The 24,558-nt window shown below is 63.8% G+C and carries 26 protein-coding genes and 1 pseudogene; 13 read left to right on the plus strand and 14 right to left on the minus strand.

What is annotated here, in order from left to right:
* The first annotated feature begins 1 nt into the window (after window position 1).
* The 6 genes from NKI96_RS04170 (at window position 2) to NKI96_RS04195 (ending at window position 5,656) form a co-directional block, all read left to right on the plus strand.
* Window positions 2-937, plus strand: coding sequence for a carbohydrate ABC transporter permease (locus NKI96_RS04170; RefSeq protein WP_023700958.1), 936 nt, complete (start codon window positions 2-4; stop codon window positions 935-937).
* Window positions 930-1,835, plus strand: a complete 906-nt coding sequence (locus tag NKI96_RS04175) for a carbohydrate ABC transporter permease (protein WP_023671100.1) — start codon at window positions 930-932, stop codon at window positions 1,833-1,835. Before NKI96_RS04170 ends, NKI96_RS04175 begins: the two co-directional genes overlap by 8 nt.
* Before the next feature lie 82 nt (window positions 1,836-1,917).
* Entirely contained in the window at window positions 1,918-3,024 is a 1,107-nt protein-coding gene (locus NKI96_RS04180; RefSeq protein ID WP_352666732.1) for an ABC transporter ATP-binding protein, read from the plus strand.
* 39 nt (window positions 3,025-3,063) lie between these two features.
* Window positions 3,064-3,831 (plus strand): SDR family NAD(P)-dependent oxidoreductase, encoded by a 768-nt coding sequence (locus NKI96_RS04185; RefSeq protein WP_352803035.1) that lies wholly within the window; start codon window positions 3,064-3,066, stop codon window positions 3,829-3,831.
* A complete protein-coding gene (locus tag NKI96_RS04190; RefSeq protein ID WP_352803038.1) occupies window positions 3,828-4,847 on the plus strand; it encodes a sugar phosphate isomerase/epimerase family protein in 1,020 nt (339 codons plus the stop codon). Before NKI96_RS04185 ends, NKI96_RS04190 begins: the two co-directional genes overlap by 4 nt.
* Window positions 4,844-5,656: an SDR family NAD(P)-dependent oxidoreductase gene (locus tag NKI96_RS04195; protein WP_352803040.1), complete on the plus strand. Its 813-nt coding sequence runs from the start codon at window positions 4,844-4,846 to the stop codon at window positions 5,654-5,656. The genes NKI96_RS04190 and NKI96_RS04195 overlap by 4 nt, the downstream gene beginning before the upstream one ends.
* Before the next feature lie 408 nt (window positions 5,657-6,064).
* Here NKI96_RS04195 and NKI96_RS04200 read toward each other — a convergent pair whose 3' ends face one another.
* From NKI96_RS04200 to NKI96_RS04220, 5 genes are all read right to left on the minus strand, one after another.
* Complete coding sequence (locus NKI96_RS04200) at window positions 6,065-6,499, minus strand: hypothetical protein (RefSeq protein ID WP_023671095.1); 435 nt, start codon at window positions 6,497-6,499, stop codon at window positions 6,065-6,067.
* Window positions 6,500-7,057: 558 nt separating this feature from the next.
* A complete protein-coding gene (locus tag NKI96_RS04205; RefSeq protein ID WP_352803043.1) occupies window positions 7,058-7,606 on the minus strand; it encodes a dihydrofolate reductase family protein in 549 nt (182 codons plus the stop codon).
* Window positions 7,607-7,776: 170 nt separating this feature from the next.
* The gene (locus tag NKI96_RS04210; RefSeq protein ID WP_023726509.1) at window positions 7,777-8,046 is read right to left on the minus strand and encodes a PilZ domain-containing protein; all 270 of its coding nucleotides are present in this window, start codon (window positions 8,044-8,046) and stop codon (window positions 7,777-7,779) included.
* A 59-nt stretch (window positions 8,047-8,105) separates the two neighbouring features.
* Window positions 8,106-8,315: a hypothetical protein gene (locus NKI96_RS04215; protein WP_023671091.1), complete on the minus strand. Its 210-nt coding sequence runs from the start codon at window positions 8,313-8,315 to the stop codon at window positions 8,106-8,108.
* Between the two features lie 201 nt (window positions 8,316-8,516).
* Window positions 8,517-8,891, minus strand: a complete 375-nt coding sequence (locus NKI96_RS04220) for a hypothetical protein (protein ID WP_352803046.1) — start codon at window positions 8,889-8,891, stop codon at window positions 8,517-8,519.
* Window positions 8,892-9,021: 130 nt separating this feature from the next.
* On the opposite strand from NKI96_RS04220, the gene NKI96_RS04225 reads away from it, so the two are divergent.
* From NKI96_RS04225 to NKI96_RS04240, 4 genes are all read left to right on the plus strand, one after another.
* Entirely contained in the window at window positions 9,022-9,210 is a 189-nt protein-coding gene (locus tag NKI96_RS04225) for a hypothetical protein (protein WP_352803049.1), read from the plus strand.
* 259 nt (window positions 9,211-9,469) lie between these two features.
* The gene (locus NKI96_RS04230; RefSeq protein WP_023671088.1) at window positions 9,470-10,222 is read left to right on the plus strand and encodes a DUF4142 domain-containing protein; all 753 of its coding nucleotides are present in this window, start codon (window positions 9,470-9,472) and stop codon (window positions 10,220-10,222) included.
* Window positions 10,223-10,253: 31 nt separating this feature from the next.
* On the plus strand, window positions 10,254-10,859 hold the full coding sequence (locus NKI96_RS04235) for a general stress protein (protein WP_023704148.1): 606 nt from the start codon (window positions 10,254-10,256) through the stop codon (window positions 10,857-10,859).
* Window positions 10,860-11,041: 182 nt separating this feature from the next.
* Complete coding sequence (locus tag NKI96_RS04240) at window positions 11,042-11,662, plus strand: hypothetical protein (RefSeq protein WP_031195548.1); 621 nt, start codon at window positions 11,042-11,044, stop codon at window positions 11,660-11,662.
* 47 nt (window positions 11,663-11,709) lie between these two features.
* Here the strand turns inward: NKI96_RS04240 and NKI96_RS04245 are convergent, their stop codons facing one another.
* The 3 genes from NKI96_RS04245 to NKI96_RS04255 form a co-directional block, all read right to left on the minus strand.
* Window positions 11,710-12,858: an extracellular catalytic domain type 1 short-chain-length polyhydroxyalkanoate depolymerase gene (locus NKI96_RS04245; protein WP_023804649.1), complete on the minus strand. Its 1,149-nt coding sequence runs from the start codon at window positions 12,856-12,858 to the stop codon at window positions 11,710-11,712.
* A gap of 207 nt (window positions 12,859-13,065) precedes the next feature.
* Window positions 13,066-14,052, minus strand: a complete 987-nt coding sequence (locus tag NKI96_RS04250; RefSeq protein ID WP_352803052.1) for an aldo/keto reductase — start codon at window positions 14,050-14,052, stop codon at window positions 13,066-13,068.
* Window positions 14,053-14,297: 245 nt separating this feature from the next.
* Window positions 14,298-15,038: a FadR/GntR family transcriptional regulator gene (locus tag NKI96_RS04255; RefSeq protein ID WP_023825513.1), complete on the minus strand. Its 741-nt coding sequence runs from the start codon at window positions 15,036-15,038 to the stop codon at window positions 14,298-14,300.
* A gap of 2 nt (window positions 15,039-15,040) precedes the next feature.
* On the opposite strand from NKI96_RS04255, the gene NKI96_RS04260 reads away from it, so the two are divergent.
* Window positions 15,041-16,066: an NAD(P)-dependent oxidoreductase gene (locus NKI96_RS04260; protein ID WP_352803055.1), complete on the plus strand. Its 1,026-nt coding sequence runs from the start codon at window positions 15,041-15,043 to the stop codon at window positions 16,064-16,066.
* A gap of 59 nt (window positions 16,067-16,125) precedes the next feature.
* Here the strand turns inward: NKI96_RS04260 and NKI96_RS04265 are convergent, their stop codons facing one another.
* Window positions 16,126-16,728: a hypothetical protein gene (locus NKI96_RS04265; RefSeq protein WP_352803058.1), complete on the minus strand. Its 603-nt coding sequence runs from the start codon at window positions 16,726-16,728 to the stop codon at window positions 16,126-16,128.
* Between the two features lie 124 nt (window positions 16,729-16,852).
* Between NKI96_RS04265 and NKI96_RS04270 the strand changes: the two are divergent.
* Window positions 16,853-17,738, plus strand: a pseudogene (locus NKI96_RS04270) (AraC family transcriptional regulator).
* 322 nt (window positions 17,739-18,060) lie between these two features.
* On the opposite strand, the gene NKI96_RS04275 reads toward NKI96_RS04270, so the two are convergent.
* Together NKI96_RS04275 and NKI96_RS04280 are read right to left on the minus strand one after the other, a co-directional pair.
* Window positions 18,061-18,855 carry a FadR/GntR family transcriptional regulator gene (locus NKI96_RS04275; protein ID WP_023671079.1) on the minus strand — a complete coding sequence of 265 codons (795 nt, stop codon included), beginning with the start codon at window positions 18,853-18,855 and terminating at the stop codon, window positions 18,061-18,063.
* 3 nt (window positions 18,856-18,858) lie between these two features.
* Window positions 18,859-20,301 (minus strand): FAD-binding oxidoreductase, encoded by a 1,443-nt coding sequence (locus NKI96_RS04280; RefSeq protein WP_352803061.1) that lies wholly within the window; start codon window positions 20,299-20,301, stop codon window positions 18,859-18,861.
* 158 nt (window positions 20,302-20,459) lie between these two features.
* Between NKI96_RS04280 and gloA the strand changes: the two genes are divergently transcribed.
* The gene (gene gloA, locus NKI96_RS04285) at window positions 20,460-20,870 is read left to right on the plus strand and encodes a lactoylglutathione lyase (RefSeq protein ID WP_019856614.1); all 411 of its coding nucleotides are present in this window, start codon (window positions 20,460-20,462) and stop codon (window positions 20,868-20,870) included.
* A gap of 74 nt (window positions 20,871-20,944) precedes the next feature.
* On the opposite strand, the gene NKI96_RS04290 is transcribed toward gloA, so the two are convergent.
* From NKI96_RS04290 to NKI96_RS04300, 3 genes are read right to left on the minus strand one after another with little or no spacing between them, the layout of a single operon-like run.
* Entirely contained in the window at window positions 20,945-21,913 is a 969-nt protein-coding gene (locus NKI96_RS04290; protein WP_352803064.1) for an ABC transporter permease, read from the minus strand.
* Window positions 21,914-21,917: 4 nt separating this feature from the next.
* A complete protein-coding gene (locus NKI96_RS04295; protein ID WP_023714086.1) occupies window positions 21,918-23,420 on the minus strand; it encodes a sugar ABC transporter ATP-binding protein in 1,503 nt (500 codons plus the stop codon).
* A gap of 5 nt (window positions 23,421-23,425) precedes the next feature.
* A complete protein-coding gene (locus NKI96_RS04300; protein WP_023704160.1) occupies window positions 23,426-24,409 on the minus strand; it encodes an ABC transporter permease in 984 nt (327 codons plus the stop codon).
* Window positions 24,410-24,558: the final 149 nt, after the last annotated feature.

The raw sequence follows: 24,558 nt of genomic DNA on the forward strand, positions 1-24,558 counted from the left end.
AATGTCAAATCACGACCTGATCCTGTCGGTACCGGCGCCCGCCCGCCCCTGGCGCGAGCGGCTGGGCTCCGCGATGCCCTTGCTGGTGCTCGGCCCCTCTCTCGTGGCGAGCTTCGTCTACGTCTTCGTGTTCACCGGCTGGACGCTCTATATCTCGCTGTCCAACTCCTCGCTGCTGCCGACCTACGGCTTCGTCGGCCTGGACAACTACGCGTCGCTGTGGGCGAACCGGCGCTGGAACATCGCCTACAACAACCTGTTTTTCTTCAGCGCTTTCTACATCGTCGGCTCGATGGCGGTGGGACTGCTGCTGGCGATCCTGATCGACCAGCGCGTGCGCGGCGAAGCGGCCTGGCGCACGATCTTCCTCTATCCGCTGGCCGTCTCCTTCATCGTCACCGGCACGGTCTGGAGCTGGCTCTACAATCCGACCGACGGCATCCAGGCCATGGTGCGCGGTTTCGGCTGGGCGAGCTTCAGTTTCGCACTCGCCAGCGACCGGCACTATGCGATCTACGCGGTGATCATCACCGGTGTCTGGCAGGCCTCGGGCTTTGCCATGGCGCTGTTCCTGGCCGGCCTGCGCTCGGTGGATCAGGACCTCGTCAAGGCCGCGCAGATCGACGGCGCATCGACGTTCCGCATCTATCGCAAGGTGCTTCTGCCAACCATTGCGCCGATCTTCCTGGCGGTCGCCGTCATCCAGATCCAGTTCGCCATCAAGACCTTCGACCTCGTGGCGGCCCTGACCAAGGGCGGCCCGGGGATCTCGACCACCTTCCCCGCCATCTACGTCTATGACCTGATGTTCCAACGCGGCCAGATCGGCGAAGGTGCGGCCGCCGCCATCATGATGCTTGCCGCTGTTGCCGTGGTGCTGGTGCCCTATTCATTCTGGGTGGTCTGGCGCCGGCGCAAGGAAGCCGGCCATGGCTGACGTCTCCCTGGACCAGTCGCTCGACCGTCGCGCTGCCGCAGTCGCGTCGCGCCGGCATTTTCTCACCCGCTTCGCCATCTATGGGCTGCTGGTCGTCTTCGCGGCGATCTACCTGGTCCCGTTGCTGGTGGTGGTGCTGAATTCATTCCGCGACCAGCAGGAGATCGCGCGCAACGGGTTGATCTCGCTGCCGCGCAGCTTCCGCCTCGATGCCTGGGGCCAGGCCTGGAGCACCTATTGCATCGGCGGCACCTGCGAGGGCATGCAGCGCAACTTCTACAACTCCCTGAAGATGACGATCCCGGCCACGATCATCTCGACGGCGGTCGGCGCGATGAACGGTTACATCCTGTCGAAATGGCGCTTCAGAGGTTCGGAAGCTTTGTTCACCTGCATGCTGCTCGGCGTCTTCATTCCGGGCCAGATTTCGTTGATGCCGTGGGCGTTCATCCTCGGCAATCTCGGCCTCAGCAATTCGGTCTACGGGCTCGTCCTCATCCACGTTATCCAGGGCATTTCGTTCACCACTTTGTTTTGCCGCAACTACTACGTCAGCATCCCCGACGACCTGATCAAGGCGGCGCGCATCGACGGCGCCGGCTTCTGGCGCATCTTCCGCAAGATCATTCTGCCGCTCTCCTCGCCGATCCTGATCGTCACGGTGATCTGGCAGTTCACCGGCATCTGGAACGAATATCTGTTCGGCGTCGTCTTCACCTCCGGGCAGCAACAGCCGATCACGGCAGCGCTCGTCGCGCTGACGGCAAGCGGCACCAATGTGCGCGCCTACGATGTCATGAGCGCCGCCGTGCTGATCGGCGCGCTGCCGCCGCTGCTGATCTATCTCTTCGGCGGCAAGTATTTCGTTCGTGGCCTGACCCAAGGGGCGATCAAGTGAGGCGCCGTCAAGTGAGGCGCGATCCAGTGAGCGGAGCCTGTCTCCTGTCGCCGATCGTCCCGTCCGCCAAGAAGGGCATCGCATGTCGACATTGACCATCCGATCGCTGCGCAAGAACTTCGGCGCGGTCGAGGTGCTGAAGGGCATCGATCTCGAAGCGCGGAACGGCGAGTTCATCGCGCTGGTCGGACCGTCCGGCTGCGGCAAGTCCACTCTGCTGGCGATGATCGCCGGGCTCGAATCTGTTACCTCCGGCGAGATCCGCATCGACGGAAGGCTGGTCAATTCGGTGCCGCCGAAGGACCGCGACATCGCCATGGTGTTCCAGTCCTACGCGCTCTACCCGACGATGACGGTGCGCGAGAACATCACCTTCGGCATGGAAAGCCGCCGCGTCCCGAAGCCGCAGCAGGACGAGGCCGTCAGTCGAGTTGCTGCCTTCCTGCAGATCGAACCGCTGCTTGGGCGCAAGCCCGGACAGCTCTCGGGCGGCCAGCGCCAGCGCGTCGCCATGGGCCGGGCGCTGGTTCGCGATCCCAAACTGTTCCTGTTCGACGAGCCGCTCTCCAATCTCGATGCCAAGCTGCGCGTCGACATGCGCACCGAAATCAAGAAGCTGCATCACCGCGTCGGCAAGACCACGGTTTACGTCACCCACGACCAGGTCGAGGCGATGACGCTGGCGTCGCGCATCGCCGTGATGCACCAGGGCGAGGTCCAGCAATTCGACGATCCCGCCACGATCTACAACCGTCCGGCCAACATGTTCGTCGCCGGCTTCATGGGCTCGCCGGCGATGAATTTTTTGGCCGCGGAACTGAGCCAGGAAGGCGGTCACGCCACTGTTGTGTTGCAGACCGCCGACGGCAAGACGGCCAGCCTGCCGATCGTCCAGGCGCTCCCATCCGACACGCCGCGACAGCTTGTGCTCGGCATCCGTCCCGAGCATATCTACCGCTTCGATCCCGACCTTGCGCGCCGCAAGCCGGGCATCGCGCAGATCGATGCAGTGGTCGAACTGGTCGAGCCGACAGGCGCGGAGACCATGGCCGTCCTGCGCCTGGGCGGCAAGGAAATCACCGGCCGTTTCGACCCCGACGGCACGCCGCTTATGGGCGAGACGGTGACGCTCGGCATCGACATGGCGCGGGCGTGCCTGTTCGACCCGACGACCCAACGCCTGATCTGACCCGATCTGACCGAAGCTTGATCTGAAAAGAGTTCCGCCTTGTCCTTCGCCACCTATCCGAGCCTGTCCGAGCGTGTCGTGCTGATCACCGGCGGTGCGTCGGGCATCGGCGCCGACACGGTCCGCGCCTTCTGCGCCAATGGCGCGCGCGTCGCGTTTCTCGATCTGCAGCAGGAGGCCGGCGAGCAGCTTGCCCGCGACCTCGCCGCCGCGGCAGCGCACGCGCCCCTGTTCCTGCGCTGCGACGTGACCGATATCCCTGCCCTGCAGGCCGCGATCGGCACGGTGCGCGACCGCCTAGGGCCTGTCGCGGTGCTGGTCAACAACGCCGCCGATGACAATCGCCTCTCGGTCGCCGACGTGACGCAGGAATATTGGGACCACGCCCAGGATGTGAACCTCAGGCACCACTTCTTTTCCGCTCAGGCCGTGCATCCGCACATGAAGGAAGTGGGCTTTGGTTCGATCGTCAATTTTTCCTCGATCGCCTGGCGTTTCGGCGCGTCAGAGATGGCGCCCTATGCGGCGGCCAAGGCTGCGGTGGTCGGGCTGACCTTCGCGCTGGCGCGGGCGTTTGGCCCCGACAACATCCGCGTCAACGCCATCGAGCCGGGCGCCGTCATCACCGACCGGCAGCGGGAGCTTTGGTACAAGACCCAAGGTTCGGTCGACCAGGTCGTGCAGCGCCAAGTGATCCGCAAGGTTCTGCTCGGCGAGGAGATCGCGCGCACGGTGCTGTTCCTCGCCGCCGACGACAGCCGCATGATCACCAAGCAGTCGATCACCGTGGATGCCGGCCTGAGATGACCACACCTGACTCAAAGGATCGCTTCATACTCGAGGTCGGCCTGAACCCCTACGGCCTGACCTATCATCTCGGCCTCCAGGGCCGCGGCACGCCACGCGCCAATCCTAGACCTGCGGGGCTCGAAGGTTTCATCGCGCTCGCGACCGATCTCGGCGCGCGCGTGCTGGAGATCTGGGTGCCATGGCTGAGCGAGCTTTCCGACGACGCGGTGATCGCGCTGCGCGAACGGCTCGCCGGCCTTCGCATCGCGCCGGTCGTCAGCGGCGGCCTGCTGGTGGGGGAACCGCTCGACGATGCGTTTCGGGCCGCGCGCCTGCTCAAGGCCAAAATCATCCGGACGGCGCTGACGCCGGTTCTCTGCGGCGACCGCAACGCCGCCGGCGAAAAATGGAGCGAGTACGTCGGCATCATTCGAGAGCGATTGGTGGAATGGGGTCCCCGCGCGAATGCCGAAGGGTATGTCCTTGCGATCGAAAACCACCAGGACTTTACCAGCCGGGAACTTGTCGATTTCTGCGCCCTCGGCGGCGAAGACGTCGGCGTCACCTTCGACACCGGCAACACGTTCCCGGTCGGCGAAGCGCCGCTCGATTTTACGAAGGTGATCGCCCCCTATGTCCGCCATGTCCACCTCAAGGATTACCGCGTGCAGTTCACGACCGAAGGCTATCGGCTGATCCGTTGTGCCATCGGCGACGGTGCGGTGCCGTTTGCCGAGCTGTTCGCCATTCTTGGCCAACACCACGATCGCATGACCGCCGTTCTCGAACCGGGCGCCTTGGAGGCCCGGCATGTCCGCTATCTCAGCGACGACTGGTGGCGCGGCTATCCCCCGAAGACGGCGCGCGACTTTGCCGCCTGCCTGGCGGCCGCGCAGCGCAACCGGCTGCCCGACGATGCCGACACCCGCACGCCTTGGGAGCGCGAAGACGACGTCTCACTGGTTTCCTATGAGCTCGACATGATCCGGCGCAGCGCCGCCAACATGCGCAAACTGATGGAGAATATCCGATGACGGCACGTGAACTCGATGGATTGACCGCCTTCGTAACCGGCTCCGGCCGTGGCCTCGGCCGCGTGATGGCCGAGCGCCTGGCCGAACTCGGCGCCAATGTCGCAATCCACGACATGGACGAGGAAGCGCCGGCCAAATATGGCGAGTTCGCCAATCTGAGCGAAGTGGTCGAACGCCTGAAGCGGCACGGCACGAAGGTCACGTCGGTAACCGGCAACATTGGTGACCAGAAGGCGGTGGCCGAGATGAAGCGCAGGATCGAGGCCGATCTCGGCGACGTGCATGTGCTGGTCAATTGCGCCGGCGGCGACATCGGCGCCAGGGGCGGCAAGCCGAACCCGAACAACGCCCTCGACATCGAACTCGACGACATCCGCGTGCTCACCGAGAACAATCTGATCGGCACGATGCTGGTCTGCCAGGCCTTCGTGCCGCCGATGAAGCAGCGCGGCGGCGGCTCCGTCATCAACATCGCGTCGGCGGCGGCACATCTCGGCTGCTCGCCCGAGGTCGTTTACTCCACCTTGAAGGCCGCGGTCGTGCATTACACGCGCTGTCTCGCCAAGGAACTGATCGACGACGGCGTGCGCATCAACGCGGTCAGCCCCGGCGCCACCAAGACGGCACGCTTCCAGGCGACCCGCGTGGTCGATCCGGAGCGCATGGATTCCAGCAAGAAGTCGCTGAACCGCTATGCCGAGCCGGAGGAGATCGCCGAGGCGGTGGCGTTTCTGGCTGGCCCGCGGGCGCGGTTTATCAACGGGCAGGTGCTGCGGGTGGATGGCGGGTTTACGATTTTTCCGGGGTGATGGGGCGGGCCTCGAATTTCAATTTCGGGGCCGAAACCGGAAGGTCCGTTTTCGGGATTCCTGGGTTAAATTGCCCCCTCACGCCTCGAGCTTTTCGCAGCGTCAAAACGGCTGTGGAGGGATTGGCAGGCTATACCGCTGACGAAGCGCACATGTGACGCACCGAGGATAAGTAACCCCGCTTGGTCACGAGGGCGCTGCCGACCGGTTGGTCGAAACTGGCGCTGGCACTCGCTATTCACGAAATTGCCGATCACCCTGACGAGGTCCACTAAGCAATGGTGAACGTCATTTCTGAAGTCGCAAGCAACTCGGCCGCCCTACTCCATTGAGGTCAGCCATGCCTTCGCGGAGCCGACGCAATCTCTGCTGGAGCCTGCATGCTTTTTCAGGCGCAAGCGCTGTGTCTCAGTGCGGCATGAATCCTTTTCTCAGCCAAGCCAATATCTTGCTCCCATTGAGAACCCTGCGGACACGCCCGGCGGCCCAGCCAGCCTGCATGGTGGCGCCGGTGTGGCAACTGCAGACGATCTCATGCAACTGCCAATCGGAGAGTTCGAAGAAGCGTCTGGCTTCCCCGTAGGTATCCGATTGCATGCCCGATGCACGCAGCAGTGGATCGTCAAAGGCGACACTGATCGCCGATCCGACCGCGCGCGCTTCTCCGCGGACAGAGGGATGCAGATGCTCAGTCCCGGTGAGAGCCACAAGGGAGCGCGTCGGATTTCGATAGAGCAGTTCCGCCCACCGCTCTATCCGTTGCGTCCTTGTAGCCAGCAGAGCCGGCGATAGTGGACTGATGTCCGCGACTGACTGGAGTTGATCGAGTGTCTGGTGCTTCATGACTGCCTCCTGTTGGTCGTTCCAATCCCTAGGCCTTTGCTGCAGGATTGGCTCACACGCTAAGCCGCCTCGTAAAGGAGCGGCGGCCGATCAGGTGTTGCCACCAATCGCCCACAGGCACCACGCGGCGGCATCTGCAGCGACACCAACTGCATTCCTTCGCCAATGTTCCAGCGGGATGAAAAAACTGTGCGGCCGGCCGACCCGACGGACCCGGCTGGCGCACGCAGGATCCTGAACTGCTGGACGATAATGACGCAGGCCTGGAAAGGCGGCTAGGTTGGGGCCGCCAGGTCACTGAAGGACCAACCGAAGCGGCGCTTCGGGCGTAAAAGCGATGTCCTTGTAGGTCTGCAATGTCTGCTTATGGAGGAACGGCGGCAAGGCCTCTTTGACCGGCATGGGGCGCATTGCTGACCGGGAGATTTTCGGCCGACAGCAGACCCTCTGCTGCTTGGGTACCCAGCACGCAAGCTGACATGTGAGACCTCGGTGCGAAGGCCGGGACCAGGCCCTCTCGCGCTTGGTTCGCATGTTGGCGCTGAAGCGCCTTATCGTTCAGCCTCGCGGCGCATAGATCATATGAACCGTATCGTCATCGATCAATGTGCTCGACACCAGTTGCAGCGCAGGCCTTGCCTCGTGGAAGAAAGGCTTGCCCTTGCCGAGCACGAACGGCCTCACGTGCAGGTGATATTCCTCGATCAGCCCCAGCCTGGTCATAAGGCCGGCCAGTTCCGGACCGGAAACGCTCAGGGTACCCTCCGTGCGGGCCGCGATCTCGCGAATCTGCGCTTCAATATCGCCGGAGATGAGGGTGGCGTTTGGGCCTACCCGTGAAAGTGTGCGCGAAACGACCCATTTGGGCAGCTTGCGCCAGAGTGTCGCGAACTGGCGAAGCGGAGCGTCCCATTCCGCGTGATCACCGTCCCAATAGCGCATGACCTCGTACATCCGGCGGCCATACACAGCGCCGGTATGGTTGCGAATCGTCTCGATCCAGTACTCGAAGTGCTTCTGGCTTGGTGCGCCCATGACCAGATTTCCGGCAAGGTCATCGACATAGCCATCGATGGAAACGTTCATTCCCAAGATAAGTTTGGCCATAAGCAGCGCCTTCACATAGTCGGTTCACGGACTAACCGCTTGTAATTTGCAAGCAGTCAGACGCTATAGCAACTGATTGCAAATCGCAAGTAGCATAGAAAGAAGCGTTCGTGCCGCAAACGAGCCCTGCCTTGTCCCATCAACCCTGCATCCGTCCCGGCTATCGCCCTCTACGCCTGCCTTCCCGAATCAAGCTGCACCCCAAGTCGCTCGTTCCGTCTCCACCGCACCACGGCGCGATAGCTGGTATGATCGACAGGCACGTGAAGGACGAAACGGTCGGGGATTGCGATATCGGCCTTCACCCGCAGCTCCGCACCGTGAGCGTGCTGGTTGCAAACCAGACAATTGATACTGGCGTCGCCAACGCGGATTGTCGCTTCCTTCAGAACAAGATCACGGATATGCGACCGTCGCTCTATCGGTGGGTCAGCCGGCATTGCCTTATCCCTCTGATTTGACGACCTGAAACTCTTCTGAACCCGCAATGGAAAGCGCACTACCGGCCCAGCGGTTGCCTCGAAAGACTGACGAGCTCGGCTTCGTCGACCACGCCGGCCATATAGTTCGCGATAATCCGGGATGCGATGGCGTCGCGTGCTTCGGGCGACTGACCGTCGCGCTTAAGCTGCTCGAATACACGGCCCAACAGCTCGAGTTCGGATGGCTGCAAAACGCCGGCCTCGGTGGCTTTGCGTCGAATGGGCATTTGTGATCCTCCACTACGGTCAACAACATACGACCGCGGCAGGGAAACTCAACTCACCTGTCGAGGGCGCCACGCAGGCGGCGGCGACCACAAATCCCGTTTACCCGAGCGGGGAGTTTTTCACTCAAAGCCACAGTGATCTGGCGTCCATACAAAGCCCGCCAGCAAAGCCGGCGGGCGCAATATTCGTAAGATACGCCGCTAGAACCAGCTTCGGTCGCGTTCCTGGCTTTGCCCGAGCAGCATGCCGATCAACAACCCGGCAATGCCACCAAGCACGAAAGCGCTGCTGATGGTGCCGGGATTTTGCTGGACGGCTTCGGACACCGTCTGCGCCTGCGATCTCAGCTGCTGCGTTGCCCGTGCCGCGCGCTCGGTCGCGCTGCCATACCAGCCGCCGGCTTCGCCGACGGCATCTACTGCACGGTCGGCAAGCGACCGGTTGATCTTGCTGATCTCGCGCTTCAGCGATGCGACCTGCTTCTCCAGGGCCTCCTGGGCCTCTCGGGCGGACATCTTCGGGGTGTCCTTCGGGGTTTCCTTCGCGGTATCCTTCGGGGTGTCGTTGTCGGCCATGGCTGTTCCTCTCGTTGAGGCAGGGGGAACGGCCAACGGACAAGGATGGTTCCGCCGCCTGCGCTCACAGTCATTCACCCGGCCGGCCGCCAACTTTGGGAACACTCTCCCGATCCAACGGTTGTGGCTGATGGAGGGCACGCATTTGTCGAATCGATCGAGCCATGCTGAAACGCTGCGGACGGTCTCCGACCCGCTCCACCGCGCCCGCCGTGTCATTCGCGACGGCGGCCATGCGGCGGCGATGTTCGAAATAGACACGCTGCTGCAGGTCGCACAAACAGAGGTTGCGCGCCGCCTCGAACGCAACGATCGCTGAACCTCGATAGGCCACCGCGGGCGGTGTTCATTTGCCGGCGGCCAAGGGCCTCGTTTCCCTTTTTGATCGACTTGCAAGGCGCCCGTCCAGCCGGCCGCTGTCCTCAGCGTCGACATGGCAAAGGCGCAAAAAGCCGAGGATGAGGGGCCATCATCGCGGCATCGACCCTCCCGGTTATAACGCTTGGGCGGCGGAACAAAGCTTGGCCGCACTGGTTAGGCTCACAGCACGATGTGTGCCCCAACGAGGATCTCTGTCCATGAAAACACGTGTTCTTCTAGCTTCGCTGGCCACCGCCACTGCCATGGTCTTCGCCCTGCCCGCCTTCGCCGCCGACAGCGCTCAGGACTTTGTCGACAAGGCTGCCATCGGCGGCCTGTTCGAAGTGGACTCCAGCAAGATCGCAGAAGGCAAGGCCCAGGATCAAGGCGTCAAGGATTTCGCCAAGAAGATGATCGACGATCACGGCGCCGCCAACGCCAAGCTTGCGACCATCGCTGGCGAACAGAAGCTGAAAGTGCCGACGGAGCTGGACGCCAAGCACAAGGCCGATCTGGAGGCTCTGCAGAATGCCAACGATGCCGTCGACAAGCCCTATGTCCAGATGCAGCGCGATGCGCATTCGGAGGCGGTCACGCTGTTCGAGAGCTATGCCAAGGACGGCGACAACGCGCAGCTGAAGACCTTCGCCTCCGAGACCTTGCCGACGCTCAAAATGCATCAGGAAATGGTCGAGAAGATCGCTTCCGCTGACAATGCATCGTCGACCACCAGCTCCACCACCCCTGCCGTGAGCACGACCGACACCACCAATCCGGCCGCCCCGGTCCCGGGTGCCAACAGCTTCACCGAGGATCAGGCCAAGAGCCGCATTCAGGATGCCGGCTTCTCCGGCGTGTCCAAGCTAACCAAAGACGACCAGGGCATCTGGCGCGGTCAGGCCACCAAGGATGGCAAGACCACGACCGTGGCGCTCGATTATCAGGGCAACGTCGTTGCCGGCGCCAACTGAACCTCTGAACCAGATCGAGGAGATCAAGACCATGAAAACCGTAACCGGACTTTTCGACAACTACGATGATGCCTCCGATGCCGTCGGCGAACTGGAGGCAATCGGCGTGCCGCAGGCCGACATCAGCATCGTCGCCAACAATTCGGACGACTGGTACGACGACGGCGACACTTCCAACGCCGCCGAGGATGCAGCCGGGGGCGCCGGTCTCGGAGCCGTCATTGGCGGCGCCGGAGGGCTTCTGACAGGGCTCGGCATCATGGCCATTCCTGGCGTCGGTCCTGTCGTGGCCGCAGGATGGCTGGCTGCCACCGCGGTCGGCGCCGTTGGCGGCGCGGTCGTCGGTGGCGCTGCCGGTGGCATCGTCGGGGCGCTGACCGAGTCAGGCGTCCCCGAAAGGGATGCGCATGTCTATGCGGAGGGCGTTCGCCGCGGTGGCACGATGGTGACCGCCAGGGTCAGCGACGAACTCGCCGACGAGGCAGAGCGTATTCTTGGCGAATCCAACTCGGTCGATCTGCAAGACCGCCGACGCGCCTATGAAGCCGGGGGCTGGACCGGCTTCGATGCCAATGCCGACCCCTACACCGACATCGAGGCCGAGCGCGACAGAACGCGCAACGCCAGCCCACTCTGATCATCGAGCCCCGTCGCCGTACGGCGGCGGGGCCGAAGGTGCTGTCGGCGCACTGAAAGCGACGTTCAGATTCGGCCATAAGGGGCGGGTTCTCATCGGACCTGCCCCTTTTCGCTGTTGCCTTGGCTTGACCGGCTCTCGCCGTGTTAACGTCGAACCAACGAACCCAGCCCCAGGAAAGCATGAGCCCGTCCCCGCAACTGATTGCCGAATGGCCGTTGTCGCCGTCAGCGACACTCGGGTCCGCCGTGCGCTCCAAGGGGATCGAACGTGAAGTCAGAGCCCGGCTGCCATGGGCAGTCAGGAAGCACGTCAAGGCCGAGACGGGCCGCATCGCATTGCGAATGTCGAGATCCGAAGCGGAAGCGTTCAAGGCCGCCTCTGCCAGTATCTCCAAAACACTGGAGGGAGTGGAAGCGCTGCCTGTGCTTCCACGCGAGGTCGAGGATATCCTTACGATCTCTTCGCGCGAGCGCCACAAATGGCTCAAGGACGGTCGGCTGCAAAGCACCGGCACACGCACCGTCAAGATGCGTGGGCGATCAAAGTCTGTCACCTTCCACGTTTTCGACCCGCGCCACATCGAGGACGTCCTGGACCGCGATCTGGCAACCGTGTGGAGAGAGCAGGATGTCCAGGAGGTCGCCGAGAACAGGCGGCGCGGCGCGGGCAAGGCCGCGCTGACGCGCGCGGGAAAGGGCACCGGGCAGGCTCGCACTGCGAGGAACGCCCGGGACACGGATGGCCCGCCGCCCGGACTGAAGGGCTGGGATGCGTTCGAGGACGAAGGCCTGCTGCGATAATGATGCTGGCGCTTGCCCTTGTCCTTTGTGCGGGGGGAGCCTCAGCCTCAGCGCATCAATCCCGCTGCCCGCAGCGCGTCCTCAATGACCTTGGTAATCCCGCCCGCCGGACCGCCTGGCGGATTGACAGGCTCCGGGGCCGGATCGACACGGACAGCTCGCGGTTTTTCCTTCGGCGAGAAAGGCTGCAATGCAGTGCCTGAAGCGGCCTTGGCTTTCGCCGTGCGTCGTACCTCTGGCTTCGTCAGCCCCCAGAAACGGGCGATGTGGCGCGTCGAGGAAATCCCGACATCCAACATGAACGGCCCTGCTTTGCCGAGAGCATTGTCGCCGCTCGCCTGCAATGGTGTGCCATGGCCCATGCCGGCAATGCTGTATGCCTCGACCACGTCGCGGCCTTTGCCATCGGACCAGACTTTTCGGCTCTGACCGTCGACCTTTTCCGTGCGTGTCGGCGCTTGAGCGAGGCCGTGCACGCCCTGCCATTGCGCCAGCACCGCGTCGGCATTGGAAGGCACCACTGTCGTATCGGCCGAGCCCTGCCAGACCGAAATCCTCGGCCACGGCCCCTTGTGCAGCGAAGCAGCCCGCAAAAGACGCTGCAGGTCGGTTCTGGACGGGCCGCCATGGCCACGCATGCGGTCGAAGGCTTCGGGGATGGTCGAGGCGCTGCCATAGGCAAGCCCGGCAATGATCGCGCCACCGGCAAACACGTCCGGGTAGGTCGCCAACATCACCGCCGCCATGGCGCCGCCAGCGGAAAGGCCGGTGACGAATATCCGCTTGCGGTCGAGACCGTGAGTGACCACCGCCGCCTCGATCATCTGGCGGATGGACAGCGCCTCGCCGCTGTCGCGGCTTATATCGCCCGGCACGAACCAGTTGAAGCAAAGATTGGCGTTGTTGGCGCGCTGCTGCTCGGGGAAAAGCACGGCAAAACCCTGATCGGCAGCAAGTTCGGTCCAGCCGGAACCATGGTCGTAGCCGGCGGCAGTCTGGGTACAGCCATGCAGCACCACGACCAGCGCCGCCTGCTTCGGCAGGTTTTCAGGAAGATAAAGCCGCGCACGCAAGGCGCCCGGATTGGACCCGAACCCTGTCATCTCGGACAGGTGATCTTCCTTGCTCTGTCCTGCACCGGCTGGCCGGCGGCGCATCGCGCTCAGCCGGGCGATCGTATCGGATATGTCTCGCAAATTGGTATCCTTGCGCGCCGGAATGGGCAGACTCGTGCACACAACGCACACGCAGCAATATCGTTGCTGCACTGCACAATAACAAGCGGCACGGCCGATTAAATGACCGGTGGATCACAGGATCCGCTGCACAGCTTGTAACGACGAGCGCAATTTGCCCCGGCTGACCTCTGGTCAGTCAGCCGGTCGAGGGCGGCAGGCGCTGGCTCACCAGCGCTGATGCACGTAGGGCTTGATGTTCTCATCGTAGACCGCCTTCACCTTGGCCATCAACTCGGAGGATAACGGCGCAAGCTCAGCCGCTTCCGCATTGGAAACCACCTGCGCTGGATTGCGGGCGCCGGGAATGACAACCGTCACCGCATCGAACATCAGGATCCAGCGCAGCGCGAATTTCGCCATGGTGGTGTCGCCTGACACCAGCGGCCGCACCTTCTCGACCGCCGCCAGCCCGACCTCATAGGGCACGCCCGAAAACGTCTCGCCGACATCGAGGGCTTCGCCATTCCTGTTGAACAGGCGATGGTCGGTGGTCTCGAACTTGGTGTCCGCCCTGAACTTGCCGGACAGCAGGCCGCTGGCCAGCGGCACGCGGGCGATGACGGCGACATCGTTCTTTTTCGCCTGGTCGAAGAACAGCTCGGCCGGGCGCTGGCGGAAGGCGTTGAAGATGATCTGCACGCTGACGACGCCGGGATATTGCATCGCCTTCAGCGCCTCTTCGACGCGCTCGACGCTGACGCCGTAGTTGCGGATCTTGCCCTGCTCGGTGAGCTTGTCGAGACGCTCGAACACCTCCGGATGATAGTAGAGATCGGTCGGCGGGCAATGCAGCTGCACCAGGTCGAGCGTGTCGGTCTCGAGGTATGTCAGGCTGCGGTCGATCCAGCCGGTGAGGTTCTCGACGCTGTAGCCCTCGACCGTCTGCTTCGGCAGCCGCCGTCCGGCCTTGGTGGCGATGAACGGGCGCGCGCCACCGCGTTCCTTCATCACCCGTGCGATCAGCTTTTCCGAACGGCCGTCGCCATAGACGTCGGCGGTGTCGAGGAAGCTGACGCCGGCATCGAGCGCGGCATGCAGGGCGGCGACCGCATCGTCGTCATTGACCTCGCCCCAGGCGGCGCCGATCGCCCAGGCGCCGAAGCCGATCTCGCTGACTGATCTGCCGGTACGGCCAAATTTCCCTGAATGCATCTCGCTGTTCCTGACTTGCGGCTTCGCCGGCAATGCCGGCTCCATGATTGCGATTTTTCAGGGAGCCTCATACCGCATGGCAACGCGATTGACATCCCTCTTCCTGGGATTTACCAGATTACAGGGTTGTATGACAACCGGGTAAGACTGCAACGGTTGGAGCCGGGAGGAACATGTCGCTGATTCGCGAACTCGATCTCCGGCGGGGTCGCCGGATGAGCAGTCCGTCAACCGTGGTTGGCCCCCTAATCGTGAACAGCTTTGTCGCGCAGATCCTCGAAGCGGGCATAGCTTTTGGTCAGATGGCTGCGCATGGCGCGGCGCGCGGCGTTGACGTCCCTGGCTTCGATGGCCCCGAGAATGGCGCGGTGCTCGCGCTGCATGCGGTCGAGATATTTTTCCCGCTCAGCCTCCGTCATCCGGTCGAGCCGCGTCCACTGGCGCGGGATCATGGCGCTGCCGAACGTGTCGAACAGCCGGGTGAAATTCGGGTTCTGCGTCGCGGCGAGAATGGCGCGGTGAAAGCCAAAATCCTCTTCCGAACCGGAACCGCCGGCACGCACCGCCGTCTCCAGCGCGTCCAGCTTCGCGCCCATCTGCGCCAGCGCTGCCTCGCTGCGCCGTTCGGCGGCAAGGCCGGTCGCTTCCACCTCGATGCCCATGCGCAGTTCGAGCACGCGCAGCACCTCGTCGATCGATTCGAGATCGTCTGGCAGGACGGAAAAAATCTTCGGCATCGGATCCTTGGCGACGAAGGCGCCGAGGCCCTGGCGCGTGGTAATCAGCCCGCGCGCACGCAGCGCCGCCAGCGCCTCGCGCACCACGGTGCGGCTGACGCCTGTGGCAGCAACAATCTCCTGCTCGGTCGGCAGCCGCTGCCCCGGCGCAAGGTCACCGGATTCGATCTGCGCGATCAGCGTGTTGACCAGACCCGTCCGCAGGTTGGGCGCCTGCGGTATGGCGTCGAAAGTCATGGGCTCCGCCATCGGTGGCACTCCGGTTCGATTCTTGTTCGAAGGCCGAATCTTATTCAAAGAATTGCATCGACGGGTGCCCGCCGCAAGGTGACGAAAGTTCGGCCCGCTGGCACGAGCCATGGGAGGATTGCATGAAAGAACGCATCGGCTTCATCGGCCTGGGCAGCATGGGCGCCGGCATGGCCGACAATCTGTTGCGCAAGGGCTGGCCGCTGACGGTCCATGTCCACCGCAGCCGCACCGCCGCAGACCGGCTGATCGCCGCCGGCGCCACCGAAGCGCCAAGCCCGCGCGAACTCGCCGCCGCCTGCGACATCGTGATCCTGTGCGTCACCGGTTCGCGCGAGGTCGAAGCGCTGGTCAAGGGACCGGACGGGCTGGCAGCGGCCGCGAAGCCGCTGCTGATCATCGACTGCTCGACCTCCAACCCGTCATCGACGACAGCGCTTGCCACCGATCTCGCCCAGCAAGGCATAACGCTGATCGACGCGCCGCTGGCGCGCACGCCCAAGGAAGCCACTGAAGGCAAGCTCGACGTCATGGTCGGCGGTCCGGCGGAAGTCGTTGCCCGCGCCCGGCCGGTGCTCGAAGCCTTTGCCGCCCGTGTCGTCCACACCGGCCCGACCGGCAGCGGCCACACCATGAAGCTGCTCAACAATTTCGTCTCGATGGGCTATTCCGCGATCTATTCCGAAGCGCTGACGCTGGGCGCCAAGGGCGGCCTGACGCCGCAGGTCTTCAACAGCGTCATCTCCGGCAGCCGCATGGATTGCGGCTTCTACCAGGCCTTCTTCGACTTCGTCCTCAACCGCAACGAAAACGCCCAGCGCTTCGCCATCGCCAACGCGCTGAAAGACATGACCTACCTCGCGTCGTTCGCCCAGGCCGCAGGTGTGGCCAACCCGATCGGCGCTGCCGTGCGGAATGGGTTTGCCACGGCGGTTGCCACCGGCCACGGCGAGAAGTTCGTGCCGGCATTGTCGGATATTGTCGCGGGGTTGAATGGGGTGTCGCTGGTGGAGACGGCGGGGGAGTGATGGGACTGGAGCGATAGGGCAGCGCGATCATATATTTGAGCGCCATGGGTGCCAGAGGATTATCGAACTGAACCCCGCGATTTGGCGATCTGGGTGTACTCGGTGATGGCAAAGTGCGCGCCTAGCTGAGCGAGTTCCATCGACGGAAACTCCCAATCGAATTGACGCTCACCATCCAACCAATCGAGATATTGGACGATTGACCCAGCGTAGCGCTCTAGTGCCCGCACGGCGCGCGTGAATGTATAAATCTCTTCGGAGCTCACCTCGGTATGGGTGCCGATATGCACGTCGAGTTTGTGTGGGCTCTTTGGGTAGCGCGTCACGTATGATTGGCGAATGTACGATGTTACCCCACTAGTGATTGGGTCGTGGATAAATCGGTTGCGGGCTGCTCGAATTTCACCATCGATCAAGTCAACCAGGATAGGGATATGGTCGCTGTGGCGCTCCCAGCGGTTAGCGACCGCATGTCCCTTGCAGACCTGCAAAGCACCGCGAAGGTCGAGCTCGTTTCGGATAAGTTCATAGGCCGTGTATTCGATATCCCGCATGGTGTAAAAGAGGACCATGAAGCACCCTTCCTCAAGATGTGCCCATGCAATGCACATGTCGCCAAGAGCGTGCTTAATTCTGTCAATCTCAAATTCGTCGTAGGCCATTCTAGAGTCGTTAATGCGCGCCGGAGATGCGGCACGCGTCCATCCGTGTCAAACCGCAAGATCGGTCGAGCGCGACATATCCGGGAGCGCCTATCTGGTGTCGCCACGCAGGACGAGACGTTTGATGACGCCACTTGAAAACTACCATGCCCGGATGCAGCGGGTGCTGGACCACATCGACCAGCATCTGGACGGCGATCTGGGCCTGGAAGCGTTGAGCGGCGTCGCGGCGTTCTCGAAATACCATTTCCACCGGCAGTTCACGTCAACCTTCGGCTTGTCCGTGCATCGCTATGTCCAGCTCGCCCGCCTGAAGCGCGCTTCGTACCGGCTTGCCGAGAGCGACGCCCAAAGCGTCACCGACATAGCGATGGATGCCGGTTACGACGCGCCGGATGCCTTCGCCCGCGCCTTCAGGCAACGGTTCGGACAATCGCCTTCGTCGTTTCGGAAATCTCCCGACTGGGGGTCGTGGCTCATGGCCTTCGGGCCGCTCGACAAAGCAAGGACCACGCTCATGCAGATAATCTTCGAACCCGACGACGTGATGATCCGCGATGTGCCGCCGACGCCTGTGGCGATCATGGAGCATCGCGGCGACCGGGCGACGCTCCAGGGACACCATCCAGCGCTTCATCGCCTGGCGCAAGGCGGCCGGCCTCTCGCCCGAGACAAGCCCGACCTTCAACATCTTCCGTTCCGAAAGGGAGCCGGCGAACCCGGCCGATTACAGCATGGATATCTGTGCCGGAACCGACCTGCCGGTAGAAGGCGGGCGGATCGAGGACGCGCAGATGAAGGCCGGCGTGATCCCCGCCGGACGCTGCGCGGTGCTGCGCTATCCCGGCAACACCAACAATCTCGAGCCGGCAGCGCTCTACCTCTACCGCGAATGGCTTCCGGCCAGCGGCGAGGAGGCGCGCGACTTTCCGATCTATTGCCAGCGACACTTTTCGTCGAACGGACCGGTGCGCGAGGTGGTGCTTGAGCTGTTTTTGCCGCTGAAATAGCGCGGTGGGTGGCGGCCTATCTCCGGCCCTGAGCTGGTTGAGCCGACGACCGAGTGAAATCTGATATGGCGCTCCCCCACTCCGTCTCGGCTTCGCCGAGCCACCTCTACCCCCACATTCGTGGGGGAGAGGAAACCCAAGCTTTTGAAGGGCTGCGATGTCGGAGATTGGCATTTCCTCATCCCCCATGAAATGGGGGGTCCGAAGGACGGGCGAGACCCGTGGCTCGCCCCGGCAAGGTGGCTCGGCGAAGCCGAGACGGAGTGGGGGTCAGCGCCGCCATAGGCGATTGGCCCAGCGCGCGGATAAGGCAAGGCTATCCCTAAGCCTGCCCGCGCACAGCCTTCCGCAACCGCGAATGCCGTACCGGAGACGCCGCCTCGGGCCCCGGCGCTATCTCCGCAGCTTCCCCCTCATGCAACCCCACCCGCAGCGCCGCGCCCGCCAGATGGTCGCGCATCGCCGCTTGCGCTCCTTCGGCGTCGCCGGCACGGATCGCTCTCAGGATGCGCTCATGTTCGCCGAGCGTGATGCGGGCCATGTCGTCCGACTTTTGCTGGTTGCCGGCGGCGAGAATGCTTTCGCGCACCCGCTCGGACACGAAGACCAGGAATTGGCCCATGTAGGAATTGCGCGTCGCCTCGGCGACGGTGCGGTGGAATTCGAGGTCGCTGCGCAGCCAGGCGACGCTGCCATAGGGGGCGGCGCGCATGCCGGACAGCGCATCGCCCATGGCTTTGAGATCGGCGTCGCTGCGCCGTTTTGCGGCAAGGGCCGCCGCCTGCACTTCGAGGATGCCACGCAGTTCGAACAGATTGCGAAACGAGTCGGCGCGCTGCAGCGTCTCATGGTCGATGGTCAGCACCGTCGGGTTGTTGCTCTCGACCACGAAGGCGCCGCGCCCCTGCTGCGACCAGATTCGGCCTTCCGAGCGCAGCCGCGCGATCGCCTCGCGCACCACGTTGCGGCTGACCCCGAAAGTGGTTGCCAGCGCCGCCTCGGTCGGCAGCTGGTCACCCGGCTTCAGCCGGCCTTGCGCGATCTCGCGCGAGATGGAACTGGCCACCAGAGTGGAGAGGTGTGGGCCGCGATTGACCTTGTCGAGTTTCAGCGTCATCGCTCACCTATAGTCGACGGCGGGTGCGGACGCCAGAATGCGGCCGTTGCTGAGAATGTGGCGCGGGTCGAATGCGTCCTTGATGCCGGCGGCGAGGTCGAGCGTCACCGGATCGATGCGTTCGAGGAACGCCTTCTGCTTGACCCGGCCGATGCCGTGCTCGGCGCTGATAGAGCCGCCATAGCGATCGACGACGGTGAAGATCTCGGCTTCCGCCTGCTCGAACAGATGTTCCATCGCCTCGGTGCCCATGCCTTCCGGCGGCACGACGTTGAGGTGGATGTTGCCGTCGCCGACATGGCCGTAGGTGACGGCCAGCGCGTCGGGCCGGGCTTTCTCCAAGCCGGCCAGCGCATCGGTGACGAAATCGGCAAGCCTGGAGATCGGCACCGACACATCGGTGCGCAGGTAGCGCCCGCCCCTGCCCTGCCGCTCGACCATGATCTCGCGGTAGAGCCACAACCGCTCACCTTGAGCCCTGGTCGAAGCGATGACGCCGTCCTCGACGATGTCCTCGACGCTGCCGAGAAACCCCAGCAGCATATTGGAGAGGTCGATCAGCCCGCCCGACGACACCTCGATCAGCACATAGACGGGATAGGGCTGGCTGAGCGGATCGGGAAAATCCTGGCCTTCGCGCATGGTGATCTCGATGCCGCCGCGCAGGATCAGTTCGAAGGCGGTGAGCAAATCGCTGCAATCGCGCCGGGCGCGGGCATAGAGTGCCATCGCATCCTCGACCGAGCGCAAGCCGACAAGTGCTGTTTCGATCTGCGTCGGCTTGGGAAACAGCTTCAGCGCCGCCGCGGTGACGATGCCCAGCGTGCCCTCCGAGCCGATGAAGATCTGCTTCAGATCATAGCCGCGATTGTCCTTGCGCAGCACTTTCAGCCCGTTCCAGATGCGGCCGTCGGCCAGCACCACTTCGAGGCCAAGCACCAGGTCCCGCGTCATCCCGTAGCGCAGCACGTTGAAGCCGCCGGCATTGGTGGCGACATTGCCGCCGATACGGCAGCTGCCCTGCGCGCCGAAGGTGATCGGCAGCAGGCAGTCGCTCGCTTCGGCGGCGCGCTTGGCGTCCTCGAGAATGCAGCCGGCCTCGACCACCATGGCAAAGTCGATCGGGCTGATCGAACGGATACGGTTCATGCGCTCCAGCGAGATGACGATCTCGCCGCCATCCGCCGCCACTGCGGCGCCGACGAGCCCGGTCAGGCCGCCTTGCGGCACGACCGGAATGCGCTCGGCATGGCAGAACCGCATCAGCGCCGACATTTCCTCCACCGAAGAGGGCCGCGCCACCGCCAGCGGCCGGCCGAAATGATCGCCCGACCAATCTCGGCTGTAGCGCGCCAGATCCACTTCCTCGGTCAGCAGCCCGCCATTCGGCAGCAAGCCGGCCAGGGCTGCGATCTGCGATGCGGAGGGTGGCGGCACGGCATTCATGGATTGGCTCTGGGCCCCTCGGCAAAACGGCTGGACAAATACCGGCGGTGTCGTGTTATCATACAACCCTGATTGAGAACATCAAGCGAGGCTTGCCGCCAAGCGTGCGATGTGGATGATCAGACCCGCAAATCACAGAATTCGGAGGACTTCCCCCAATGAGCGACGCCCCGGGCTTTCGCTATATGCACACCATGATCAGGGTGCTCGACCTCGACAAGTCGATCGCCTTCTACACCGAAGTGCTCGGCATGACCTTGCTGCGCCGCGACGACTATCCCGGCGGCAAGTTCACCAACGCCTTTGTCGGCTACGGCCCCGAGGACAAGGAAGCCGTCGTCGAGCTGACGCTGAACTGGGGCCGCGAGGAACCCTATGAGATCGGCACCGGCTTCGGCCACCTGGCGCTCGGCGTCAATGACATCTACGCGGTCTGCGCCGAACTGGAAAAGCGCGGCGCCAAGATCCCGCGCAAGCCCGGCCCGATGCAGCACGGCACCACCCACATCGCTTTCGTCGAAGACCCCGATGGCTACAAGATCGAACTGATCGGCCTCGACACGATGTGATCCGATCAGGGCGGACCGCATCGGCTTCGCGCCGACGCGGTCCCGTCCTGTCCGCGCTTGCCTGGGAGGCGGGATCACTTGATGACCGCGATCTTGCTGCGGTCGATGGTAATGGCGACGGCGGCGATCAGCACCGCGCCGAACACCATGTTTTCCAGGAAAATATTGACGCCGACAAAGGTCATGCCGATGCGCACGATCGAGATGATCAGCGCGCCGACCGCCGTGCGGGCCACGCCGCCGAGCCCGCCGGTGATCGCGGTGCCGCCGACGATGACGGCGGCGATGGCCGGCAAAAGCAGCTGGTTGGCCAGCACCGGCGAACCGCTCGAAAGCCTGGCTGCCAGCACGACGCCGGCAATGGCCGCAAGCATTCCCGATGCGGCAAAGGCGATGATCTTGGTGCGGTCGACATTGATGCCCGCCGCCCAGGCCGCCGGCTCGCCGGCGCCGACAGCGATCGCCTGGCGGCCGAAGCGCGTGTAGCGCAGCGCCAGAAAGGCGGCGATGCCGATGACCGCCGAAATCACCACCACCACCGGAATGCCGATGACGGTCGCGTTGATCCAGGCCGTGTTTTCGCGCCCGCCTTCCTCGATGGTGATGGCGCGGCCATTGGAGACCCACAGCGCGAGACCGGTGACCACGCCGCCGGTGGCGAGTGTCGCGACGAAGGACGGCACGCGTAGCTTGACGTGAACGACGCCGCTCAACACGCCGAAGGCGAGCCCCGACAGGATCGCCACCGGAAAGGCGGCAAGGCCGAGCGAAGGCAGCAATTGCGCCAGGATGACGCTGGCCAGCGATGCCACCGCCTGGATCGACAAATCGATGCCGCCAAGCAGGATGGCGAAGGTGACGCCGGTCGCCAGGATGAACAGCACGGCGGTGTTGGCAAACAAAAGCGCCACGGTCTCGCCGGTCAGGAAGCCGGGCGCGGCGATCTCGATGATCAAAAGCAGGCCGACAAGCAGCACCAGCGGAATGGCGCCTTGCGTCCACTTGCCTTCGAAAACCCGCCTGATGGAGAACGCTTCATTCATCGGCTCACACCATCGCCCTGAGAAGATCGACCTGGTTCGGCTTGTTGCCCGGACTGGCATCGAAGCGCGCGGTGATCTCGCCGTCGCGCATCACCAGCACCTGGTGCGACAGGCCGATCGTTTCCTCCAGCGTGTCGGAAATCAAAAGGATCGCCACGCCTTGCGCCGAGAGATCGCGCACCAATTCGTAGACCTCCTCCTTGGCGCCGACATCGAGGCCGCGTGTGGGATGGTCGAGCACCAGGATGCGCGAGCCCGCCGTCATCCAGCGCGCCAGCACCACCTTCTGCTGGTTGCCGCCGCTGAGCTTGCGGCAGGCGGCATCGGGACCGGGCGCCTTGATGCGCAGCCGCTTGATCCAGTCGGCGGCAAGCCGGCGCTCCTTGCCATAGTCGATGGCGCCATGGCGCATGACGCTGGAGAGATCGGCCAGCGAAATGTTCTCCGCGATCGACAGGAACATCACCAGCCCTTCGAGCCGGCGCTCGCGCGGGACATAGCCGATGCCCTTGCGCACAGCCGGCTCCGGCGAGGAGAAGCGCACGGCATCGCCGGCGATTTTCATCTCGCCGGCATCATGCTGGACGAAGCCGCCAACGGTGCGCGTCACCTCCTCGCGGCCGGAGCCGACGACGCCGGCAATGCCGACAATCTCGCCGGCCCGGATCGAGAGATCGACGCCGTGATAGTAACCGTTGGCGCCAAGCCCCTTGGCCTCGACCATCACGATATCGCGCGGCGCGAGCTGGCGGGCCTCGCGGTAATATTCGGCCTGCAGGCCGCGCCCGACCATGATCTCGTGCAGCTCCGGCGCGGTGACTTCAGCTGCGCGGTGCTCGGCGACGACCGCGCCGTCCTTCATCGTGTAGACACGGTCGGAGATGTTGAGCACCTCGTCGAGGCGGTGCGAGACGAACACAAAACTGGCGCGGGATTTAAGCGAGCGCACCCGCGCGAACAGCACCTCGATATCAGCGGCGTTGAGCACCGAGGTCGGCTCGTCGAGCAGGATGAGCAACTGCCGCTCGACCACTTCCTCCAAGGTCAGCGCCTTGGCGAGCTCGACCATCTGGCGTGCGGCGAAGGTGAGTTCGGAGGTGCGCGCGGTGACGTCGATGTCGATGCCGATCTTGGCCAGTTGCCGCCGCGCCGCCGCGTTCATGGCGCGCCAATTGACGAGGCCGAAGCGGGTGAAGCGGTCCTCCTCGCCGAGATAGATGTTTTCGGCAACCGTCAGGTTCAGCACCAGCGACTGCTCCTGGAACACCATGCCGATGCCATGCCTGGCCGCATCACGGGCGTTGCGCATGCGCAGCTGTTCGCCATCCAGCGTGAGCGAGCCGCCATCCGGGCGGTAGCCGCCGGCCAGCACCCGCATCAGCGTCGACTTGCCGGCGCCGTTCTCGCCGATCAGCCCGACAACTTCATTGGGCCGCACTTCGATGGAGACATCGCGCAGCGCCTGGACGCCGGGGAAATTCTTGATGATGTTGGACGCCTGCAGCATGGCGTTCACTTGACGATTTTCAGGCGGACACGGTCGAGCGACAGCGCCACCGCGGCGATGATCATCAGACCCTGCACCGTCTGCTGGATGTAGGGCGAGATGCCGAGCAGGATCATGCCATTGGCAAGCACGGTGACGATCAGCACACCGATCAGCGTGTTGACGACGCCGCCCTCGCCGCCGGTCAAAGCGGTGCCGCCGACGACCACTGCGGTGACCGCTGCAAACAGCCTGCCGTCGCCGATGACGGCGTGCGACTGGCCGAGCTGTGCCGCGGCCAGCACGCCGGCAATGCCGAAGAAGAACCCGGCCAGCGCAAAAGCGGTGATGCGCACGCGCACGACATTGACGCCGGAGAGCTTGGCGACATCCTCATCACCGCCGATCGCCAATATGTGGCGGCCGAGCTTGGTGTGATACTGGATGACAGTGGCGAGCAGGAAGGCGCCGAACGCGACCCAGACCGCCACCGGCAGGCCGAGGAAACGGTGCAAGGCCAGGTCGCGGATCGAGGCGTCGTTCAGCTTGATGGCCGTGCCGCCCAGCATATAGACCGACAGGCCGAGGCCGATGAACCACATGCCGAGCGTGCCCATGAAGGACGGGATGCGCAGCATGGTCTGGATGAGACCGCTGACGAAGCCCATGGCGGTGCCGGCGGCGATGGCAGCGAGCACCGCCCACCAGCCATAGTCGTTGCCGTTGCCGTCATTGGCGGCGAGCAGCACAAGCACCATCGCCGCCACCGAAAGCGTGCCTTCGACTGCGAGGTCGATGCTGCCCATCAGGATGATGAAGGTCAGCCCCATCGCCAGCGTCAGCGGCACGGCGGCGGAATTCGCAAGCCGCACCAGATTGCGCAGCTCGATGAAATTGGGGTTGGCAATGGCGATGAGTACGCAGAGTACAATCAGCACCGCCAGCGGCGCCAGGCTGCGCCAGCGCCTGCCGCCCAGGAATGTCGCGATGCGGCCGGGGAACGGTGTCATGGGCGTCGTCCGCTCGATGTCCGAAACGGACTTCAGGGGTTCTGTATGGATTGTCAAGAAACCGCTTCCCGTCTGCTGGTGACAGCCGTCGCGACAAGGGGATCGCGACGGCTGCGGGAGGAAGCGGGCCGCCAGGGAGTTGCAGCCCA

Source organism: Mesorhizobium sp. M0292, from assembly GCF_040321695.1.
Classification (GTDB): domain Bacteria; phylum Pseudomonadota; class Alphaproteobacteria; order Rhizobiales; family Rhizobiaceae; genus Mesorhizobium.